The organism is Candidatus Brocadiaceae bacterium, assembly GCA_012728835.1.
Classification (GTDB): Bacteria; Planctomycetota; Brocadiia; order SM23-32; family SM23-32; genus JAAYEJ01.
The window spans coordinates 62,334-70,220 of sequence record JAAYEJ010000005.1 but is presented as its reverse complement, the minus strand read 5'-3'; the positions used below and the strand labels follow the sequence as shown (position 1 = coordinate 70,220).

General features: G+C 66.0%; 9 protein-coding genes and 1 pseudogene. 8 read left to right on the top strand and 2 right to left on the bottom strand.

Annotated elements, in window-relative coordinates; translation table 11 throughout:
• Positions 1-123: 123 nt before the first annotated feature.
• Together GXY85_00725 and GXY85_00720 are read right to left on the bottom strand one after the other, a co-directional pair.
• Positions 124-450 (bottom strand): hypothetical protein, encoded by a 327-nt coding sequence (locus GXY85_00725; protein ID NLW49351.1) that lies wholly within the window; start codon positions 448-450, stop codon positions 124-126.
• The gene (locus GXY85_00720) at positions 447-785 is read right to left on the bottom strand and encodes a PadR family transcriptional regulator (GenBank protein ID NLW49350.1); all 339 of its coding nucleotides are present in this window, start codon (positions 783-785) and stop codon (positions 447-449) included. Before GXY85_00720 ends, GXY85_00725 begins: the two co-directional genes overlap by 4 nt.
• Before the next feature lie 314 nt (positions 786-1,099).
• Between GXY85_00720 and GXY85_00715 the strand changes: the two genes are divergently transcribed.
• From GXY85_00715 to GXY85_00680, 8 genes and pseudogenes are all read left to right on the top strand, one after another.
• Positions 1,100-2,062 (top strand): hypothetical protein, encoded by a 963-nt coding sequence (locus tag GXY85_00715; GenBank protein NLW49349.1) that lies wholly within the window; start codon positions 1,100-1,102, stop codon positions 2,060-2,062.
• A 301-nt stretch (positions 2,063-2,363) separates the two neighbouring features.
• Positions 2,364-2,891: a GNAT family N-acetyltransferase gene (locus GXY85_00710; GenBank protein NLW49348.1), complete on the top strand. Its 528-nt coding sequence runs from the start codon at positions 2,364-2,366 to the stop codon at positions 2,889-2,891.
• Positions 2,882-3,901: a GNAT family N-acetyltransferase gene (locus tag GXY85_00705; protein ID NLW49347.1), complete on the top strand. Its 1,020-nt coding sequence runs from the start codon at positions 2,882-2,884 to the stop codon at positions 3,899-3,901. Before GXY85_00710 ends, GXY85_00705 begins: the two co-directional genes overlap by 10 nt.
• 306 nt (positions 3,902-4,207) lie before the next feature.
• Positions 4,208-4,609, top strand: a complete 402-nt coding sequence (locus GXY85_00700) for a DUF2924 domain-containing protein (GenBank protein NLW49346.1) — start codon at positions 4,208-4,210, stop codon at positions 4,607-4,609.
• Positions 4,602-4,925 (top strand): annotated as a pseudogene (locus tag GXY85_00695) (recombinase family protein). Before GXY85_00700 ends, GXY85_00695 begins: the two are co-directional and overlap by 8 nt.
• Before the next feature lie 211 nt (positions 4,926-5,136).
• The gene (locus GXY85_00690; protein NLW49345.1) at positions 5,137-5,910 is read left to right on the top strand and encodes a carbon-nitrogen family hydrolase; all 774 of its coding nucleotides are present in this window, start codon (positions 5,137-5,139) and stop codon (positions 5,908-5,910) included.
• 41 nt (positions 5,911-5,951) lie between these two features.
• Positions 5,952-7,394, top strand: coding sequence for a hypothetical protein (locus GXY85_00685; protein ID NLW49344.1), 1,443 nt, complete (start codon positions 5,952-5,954; stop codon positions 7,392-7,394).
• A 216-nt stretch (positions 7,395-7,610) separates the two neighbouring features.
• Positions 7,611-7,871 carry a hypothetical protein gene (locus GXY85_00680; GenBank protein ID NLW49343.1) on the top strand — a complete coding sequence of 87 codons (261 nt, stop codon included), beginning with the start codon at positions 7,611-7,613 and terminating at the stop codon, positions 7,869-7,871.
• The last annotated feature ends 16 nt before the right edge of the window (positions 7,872-7,887 follow it).

Sequence of the window (7,887 nt, the reverse complement as noted above, 5' to 3'; positions counted from 1 at the left end):
TCCAACTCGGCGATACGTGCTTCAAGGCGCCTGCAGTTCGGGCACTCGGGTGTCGTTGCATCTGCCATGCCCCGGCAGGATACGCAAACGCGGGGGGAGGAATCTCAGAAAACCCGTGAACGGTTACTTCAAGGCTAAAGGGATCGGGGTGCCAATCCAGAACCGATACCAGATCATGCGCAGGGCTTGCCGCAGCGAGGTGACATCATCGCTGGCGAATGCCGCATCACTGCCCAGCTTCGCCAACGCGGCCTCCACCTGGGCCGCAGATGCCTGGTGAAGCTTCACAGGAAGAAGGTCGTGGAATTGCTCAACGATCTGGCGGCATACGGAGTTCCGCTCGGACCGACCCAGTCCAGCCCGCGCTAACAGCATGTCCACGCTAGTCAGATAAGCTTCCAGTGAATCGACAGCTTCACGTCCGGATGCTGGACAGTCGATGTTTGTCATTTCGGGTCTCCTTTGTCGATCAAGTCCTCCACGTCTTGCGACACAGCTCGCCACATCCGCACCATTTGCCTGTAGCGATCCAGGCCCGCTCTCGTCAGGCGGTAGTAGCGACGTGGAGGCCCGTGGGGAGATGGTCCTGATCGTTCAACCAGGCAACCGTCCTTTAACAACCTCGCCAGCAGCGGGTACACCGTGGGCTCGCGAACATTGAGCGCCGGTTGTTGGTTGACCCGCTGGAGCAACTCGTACCCGTATCCCTCGCCCTGACGGAGCGCAGCGAGGACGGCAAGTTCCACGAGCCCTTTATGCAGTTGTGCTCTCCACGCACTGTCCATCCGATATACCTCCGATAGCTACATACTATTGCGATGTAGCTTGCTTGTCAAGACCTGAGCGGAATTTTCCCACGCCCCGGTTGCTTCCGGGATCTGCCGACATTTCGAGCTTTTGCCGGGTAATTGTTTAATAGACGAGCAGCACAACCCTGCCAGACAGCGAGCCGGGCCCCGACGGGCAGGCCGTTGTGGGCGCTTCCGCAAGGAGCCCGCAATTGAACAACCGTTCGCCGACCCGGCCGCGATGACCCCGCACGAGCGCCGCCAGGAGATCGCCGCCATCCTCGCCCGAGGCGTGCTTCGACGCCGACGAGGTGGCCGGCAAGACGAACGGCAGGCAGCGCAGTCAGGTGCCGGTGAAGTGCGGGCATGTGACGGCCTTCATCGACGTCGGCCAGAAACTGCTCTACTACGTCGTGGCCGCGTGGGAGGCCGGCTTCACCGGCTACGTCATCGAGTACGGCACGTATCCCGAGCAGCCCATCAGCTACTTCACCTCGAGGGACGTGGATCGGACGCTGCGACGCCTGCACCAGGGCATGGGAGTGGAGGGAGCGATCTACGCCGGGCTCGAGGCGCTGACGGGCGAGCTGCTATCGAAGGAGTGGCCACGCGACGATGGCGCCGTGATGCGAATCGGCCGGTGCCTGATCGACCAGGGCTGGCAGACCGACGTGGTGCACCAGTTCTGCCGGCAGTCAGAGCACGCTGCCGTGCTCATGCCGGCGAGGGGGCATGGCATCACGGCCTCGCAGAAGCCCATCTCGGAGTACGACCGCCATCGAGGGGATAAGATCGGGCACCATTGGTGGATACCGAGTGTCACGCGGAAACGTGCCCTCCGGCACGTCGAGGTGGACACGAACTCGGCTTGCGAGCGGAGCGAGCGAACGAGTCGCGCCCCGGCCAAGGCCGGGGCGTCCGCCGCAGGCGGATGCGACGCCTCAAGCGCGCACAACTACTGGAAGTCGTTCGTGCACGAGAGGTTGGCGACGGCGATGGGCGATCCCGGTTGCCTGAGCATCTTCGGCCGCAAGGCCGTCCAGCACCGCCTCTTCGCAGAGCACGTCACGGCCGAGTACCGGGTCCGCACCGAAGGCCGCGGCCGCACCGTGGACGAGTGGAAGCTCCCCGCTCACAAACCCGACAACCACTGGTTCGACTGCGTGGTGGGCTGCGCAGCGGCCGCCTCAATGCAGGGCGTCCAGCGCGTCGGCGCGGCCGTCCAGCCCCCCGGCGAGCGGAAACGCCTGAAGCTGTCCGAACTCCAGCTGTAGAGGCCATAGAGGGCGAGCACGATGCGCCTTGACACAGGGAGGACCTTCCCATACATTGTTCGTCGACTGTTCGGCACCTGGACTCTAACGGAGAGGAGGTGATGCAGATGAAAGCTCTGAAGAACACAATGATCCGCGCATCGGCATCCGCACACCTCCTGGAGGGAGTGCCGTGAGGTAATCCGGGAGGCAGAGCAGAGCGTCGGCCCATCAGGCGGCCACGTTGCGGAGACCCCGCGCGTGGCCGCTTTTTCGTTTGGTCCTTGGAGCACCAGTGCCATGGAAGTGGAGTGGGACACATATGACACGCAAAGAGGCATGTAACGCGGTCAGGCTTGTGGTTCTTGGCGAGGAAGATGTGGAGCGTGCAGGCAGTATCGCGGCCATCCGGGAACATGCGTGGAAGGGCAATCCGTCATCGGGAGACCTGGAGAGGGCCGCTCGCAAGGTCGCGGACGAAATCCGCCGCATCGATCCTGGCCGGAAGGCGCTGCTCGCTGCATGCAGCGGATTGGCGACGATCGGCTTCTGCCGGGTCGCTGCCGACGCTGTCAATGGCTCCCTGTGGTGGATTGGGGGAGTAGCGGTCCACCAGGAGTGGCGGCGCCGGGGCGTCGGCAGGGGCCTGCTCCGTGGGGGGGGCGTATATGCTGGCGAACGCGGAGCATCTCTCGTCAGATCGACGACGGACCCATGGAACGCAGCGGCCATTCGCTGCCATGAAAGGGCCGGCTTCATGAACGACGGCCAGTTCACGGCCGAAGACGGTGATAGGAAGATCGGTTTCAGCATACGAACCGAAGCCATAGCTCTGGACAATTGGAGATGAACGTGAGCATAACGGACAGCAACATTCGCTGGCGGAGGCCCGCGGACGAGCGTGGCGAAGACGTGGTCCGTGCAGCGGACCATCCGGGAAACAGGATGCGCAACCACCGCTGGAGGCAGGCGACGAGAGCCGACGCCTGCAGGTACGTCGTTGGAGAAGCTGACGGCAAGATCGTCGGGAGAGCCGTTCTGGAGGCTGTGTACCCGCCCTTTGCGGAGCTGCAGAACATGCACGTCCTCGATCCCTACCGCGGCCGGGGGGTAGGCGGCGCCATTGTGGACGAGTGCGTTGCGAGAGCCGGCCGCCTCGGCTTCATGGCGCTCTTCCTCCAGACGCATGCCGACTACCTCCCGGCCCAGCGGCTTTACGCGCGCAAGGGCTTTGTCCTCGCCGGAAAGGCCGGAATGCTGCGGCTGGTCCGCTTTCTCAATCTGCCTGTCCTGGACACCTTTCTCCACGAGCATCCCCTGGCCACGTACTCGGCGTCCGCAGGGGAGGGAACCGGGGAATGGTCCCTGGCTTGGTCGGACTGGGCGTCTGGAGACCGGCTCGAGCTGACGCTCACCGGCGGCACGAGCGACAAGGACAGCGAGGGACACGGTCCCGGTGTGCGCGCCCTCTCGCTGAAGGCCGGTGAGGCCGGCCTAACCGCCCAACTCGACGGGCCGCGAGAGGCGGCAAAGGGCACGACCGTTGAGCTTCGGCTTGAAGCCCGGAATGAGGGCCCGGACCCCTTGCGGCTCTGCACGAGGCTGCTGCTTCCCCCGGGCTGCGAAGCGCAAGGGGAATGGTCGCGGCACGGCCCAGTCGTGGACTTGGAGCCGGGCAAGGAGACTTGCGTGCTTGCCGAGATCGCTCTGACCGATGATCTGGACGCCGAGCCACTCGTCTACGCGGCCTTCGGATCGCTTCCCCTGTCGGTTGAGGTGTTCCTGGGCCGGACCTCCTTCTGGCTGACTCACACGGTCCTGCCGGGCCACTGGGAAGACGGCATGCTTCATCAGGACTGACCATTGCGATCCTGCGCCGGGGCCCGCTTTGGCGTGCGGCGAATCCGGCCGACTGTCTATGCCGTCTGGAGGCCACCGAATGGAGGGCGATATTGGCGAAAAGCGGTCTTGCGACACGGGGTGGATCGCGTACGATAGAGTGAAAGGAAGACCCGGGCGACAGTGCGGCGGCTGATCTCCGCCGGGCTGCTGAGCCATTCAAGGGCCGCTGGTGCGAGCGCACCCTCGCATCGGCGGCCCTTTTTGTTTGGCGATTCGCCCGCGTAATCAACGGCCCTTCGACGGGCTCAGGACAGGAGCACAACGATGGCCGATAACGTCAAGGACGCCATAGAGAAGAACGCGAAGGGCCCGCGCCGGGCGAAGGGCGACGTGGGCGAGGTCCAGCAGCACAGCCTGAAGGATCAGGTCGAGGCCGACCTGCGAACCACCGCCCCGAAGGTCGCGCCCGACAGCCAGGTCGCCATCACCACCACGGCGTCGGTCATCTTCGACCACGACTCGCGGTTGCCGATGCCGGGCGCGATCCTGCGGCGGCCATACAAGGGCCGCGAGGTCGTGGTGCGCGTCCTGCCACGGGGCTTCGAATACGAGGGCGAGGTCTACCGCAGCCTCTCGGCCGTCGCCAGGGCCGTCACCGGCACGCACTGGAACGGATACCACTTCTTCAACCTGAAGCCCGGCAAGAACGGAGTCGCCGATGAGTAAGACCACCACCAACCCGATCACGTTCCGCTGCGCGATCTACACCCGCAAGAGCACCGAGGATGGCTTGGAGCAGGAGTTCAACAGCCTCGACGCGCAGCGCGAAGCCGAAGAGGCATACGTGGCCAGCCAGAAGTCCGAGGGCTGGGTCTGCGTGAGCGCCCGCTACGACGACGGCGGCTACACGGGCGGCAACATGGACCGTCCGGCGCTCCAGCGTCTGCTGGCCGACATCGAGGCGGGCAAGGTCGACTGCATCGTCGTCTACAAGGTCGACCGCCTCAGCCGCTCGCTGATCGACTTCTCGAAGATCATGGAGGCAAATCGGTCGCGGGGGGGGCTGTTCGCTGGTGTGAGGCGGTCCGGGCCCATCCGCCGCCCGTGGCCGACGCGGGGCAGCATCTCCCGCTCCGGTCGAAGCGTCAGCGAACCCGGAGACGGCTCGGGGCCGGGGCACTTGCGCGCCCGGTGGATTCTGCTACCATGGCCGGCCCCGGGGGCATGGGACACGTCCGAGTGGGTGCCTGCACATGCGAGTGACCGCCATACAGCTTCAGATCGTCGATCGGGCGAAGTCCGAGACGCTGGCCCGCGTGCTCGAACTGGTCGACGGCGCGGCCGACAGCGATCTGATCCTGCTGCCGGAACTCTGGCCCTCCGGCTACTTTTCGTTCCATCGGTACCGCTCCGACGCCGAGCCGATCGACGGCTCCACCGTGGCCGCCCTGGCCGAGCGGGCGGCCGCGCTTCGGTGTCACATCCTGATGGGGAGTTTCATCGAGCGCGACGGCCCGCATCTGTTCAACACCAGCGTTCTGCTGGACTCCGAGGGACGCACGGCGGCGCGCTATCGCAAGATGCACCTGTTCGGGCATGGTTCGGGAGAGAGCCGGCTGCTGCAGCGCGGCCGGGACATCGTCCTGGTCGATCTGCCCTGGGGCCGCACGGGGCTGAGCACCTGCTACGACCTGCGCTTCCCCGAACTCTACCGCCGGATGACGGACGACGGCGCTGTCTTCTTCCTGGTCGCTTCGGCGTGGCCGATGGCGCGCGTGGACGCCTGGCGCCTGTTCAGCATCGCGCGGGCGCACGAGAACCTGGCGTTCCTGATCGCCTGCAACTGCGCCGGGACGGACCAGGGCACCCCGTATGCCGGCCACAGCCTGGTGGTGGACCCGATCGGGCGGGTGCTCGCCGAGGCAGGGGAGGGCGAGGAGGTCGTGTCGGTCGAGTTCGACCCGGGCGCCGTGGCCGAAGCGAGAGCGCAGTTCCCGGCCCTGGAGGACCGCGTGCTACGCCCCTGAGGGCGTGCGTGCCGGCCCGCTCTGGGCCGGGCCGCTTCAGGATGCCGATGCCCTGCGAGTCTGCCGCCCTTGATTCGGCGGCCGGGTTTCAGTATCCTCTATCCTTATCATCCGATTTTCCGAAGGTGATCCCTTCTTTTTCCCCCTTGCCGTGCAACGGTCAGGAGAGACAGATGCTGAGAAGCAGCAGGGAACTGCGTGCAGTGCTGGAGGCGATGTATCCTTTCGATGCGGCGGGCAACCTGCGGCCGCTCGGGGAGCGGTGTACGCTGCTGGCGTCGAACGCCAACTTCGCCCTCGAGGTGCAGTTGCGTGGGCTCGTGATGGCCTCGGCCGCCTTCCAGGGCAGCCCGCAGATCATCCAGATCAGCTACACGGCCACGGACCAGACCGGCAGCCACCCGAAGAAGCTGAAGCCCATCGAAGGCGTCCGGCGCAACACGCGCACGCGCCCCGCCGCCGTGGGCGCCCGGCGGGCGGCCCAGATGCTTGACTGGATCGCGGACGATTACGATGCCGACTTGATCTGGATGAGCCTGGACCACTACACCTCGCCGAAGTTCAGCGTGAAGGCCTACGCCGAACCGCACGGCTGCGGCGGCATCTACGAGCCGGTGGCGCGCGCACTGCTGGAGGACGCCATCGAGTCCATCGGCTGCAACGTGAGCAAGGGGGAGTTCGCCGCATACGTCAACTACCTGACCAGCGACGAGTTCGGCGAGTATGCGCGCGACTTCTTCGGCTCGGTGGACCTGAGCGACCCCGCCTGGGCGATGATCGACACCGGCGCCACCCCGGCGGCCGTGAACCTGGCCAGCTCCAAGTGGCTGATCGACGGCGTCCGCGTGGGTCTGGACAACACGGACGTGATCATCGAGGCCGAGTTCAGCGCGACCGGCAGCAGCGGCGAGGAAGAGGAATACGCCTACTGGCCGGGGCCGCACGCCCCCAAGGGCGCGCCGACGATGCCGGAGGAAGAGGCTCAGGCGTTCCTGAAGCACCTGACCACGTTCGTGCAGAAGACCGACGCCGACGGCATCGCCTACGAGGTCGGCAGCAAACACGCCGCCAAGGCGGGCGAGCAGTTCAAGATCGACTTCGGCCGTCTGCAGGCCGCCCAGAGCGCCCTGAAGGACCTCATGGGCCGTCACATCGCCTACGCGGGCCACGGCGGCACGGGCTTCCTGTGGGAAGACGACCTCATCGGCCCGGTCTTCAAGCGCAACATCAACACCCAGCACCTGTTCGCCGGCACCATGGCGCAGGTCCAGTGGATCGACAAGTATCGCGACGGCATCCTGAACCGCGAGAAGGACGCCATCGGCCGCGGCCGGAAGGAACTGGAGGTCAAGGCCACTGCCGACAGCGCGATCGAACTCATCAAGAGCTGCCAGTGCTGGCAGCGGGGCCCCGAGTTCCGCAAGGTGCTGGCCGAGGTGGCCGAGCGCGACGTCGTCTTCCGCGACTCGAACGCCACCGAGTGACGCATCTCAGAGCCGTACCGACGCACGCCAAGGGGCGCCCCGACTACGGGCGCCCCTTTCTCTGGGGGGGAACGGCTCGTATCGGTTTCACCGCAGAGAGAGGGGAGGACGCAGAGGCGGCAGGGGATGGCGTTGTTTCAGCGCCCTGCGCGTGCTCTGCGGCAGGTGCTCTGCTTTTGCGTAGTCGTGGATGACCAATCTGTGGAGGCGGGGCGAATGGCGACGCGGGTCAGGAGAAAGGTGCTGCACAGGGACGACTTCGGGCTGTGCGTGTTGTGGCCGAAGACGGAGTGGGGGAGGGTGCCGCAGCCGGGCGCGGCGTTCATGGCGGACGTGGACGGAACGCGCCGCCGCCTGCGCGTGGTAAGCGAGCAGTGCACCTGCCAGGGGCCGGACGAGCCCCACGAACACCACTACCTGACGCTGCCGGCGTCGACGGGCCTCGAGCCCGGCCGGACGTGCATCATCGCCGTCTGAGCGCGCCCGAATCCTG

Coding starts and splice junctions, on each gene's coding strand:
- GXY85_00710 (NLW49348.1), top strand. CDS start 2,364: ATGACACGCAAAGAGGCATGTAACGCGGTCAGGCTTGTGGTTCTTGGC.
- GXY85_00700 (NLW49346.1), top strand. CDS start 4,208: ATGGCCGATAACGTCAAGGACGCCATAGAGAAGAACGCGAAGGGCCCG.
- GXY85_00725 (NLW49351.1), bottom strand. CDS start 450: ATGACAAACATCGACTGTCCAGCATCCGGACGTGAAGCTGTCGATTCA.
- GXY85_00690 (NLW49345.1), top strand. CDS start 5,137: ATGCGAGTGACCGCCATACAGCTTCAGATCGTCGATCGGGCGAAGTCC.
- GXY85_00685 (NLW49344.1), top strand. CDS start 5,952: ATGCCGATGCCCTGCGAGTCTGCCGCCCTTGATTCGGCGGCCGGGTTT.
- GXY85_00720 (NLW49350.1), bottom strand. CDS start 785: ATGGACAGTGCGTGGAGAGCACAACTGCATAAAGGGCTCGTGGAACTT.
- GXY85_00680 (NLW49343.1), top strand. CDS start 7,611: ATGGCGACGCGGGTCAGGAGAAAGGTGCTGCACAGGGACGACTTCGGG.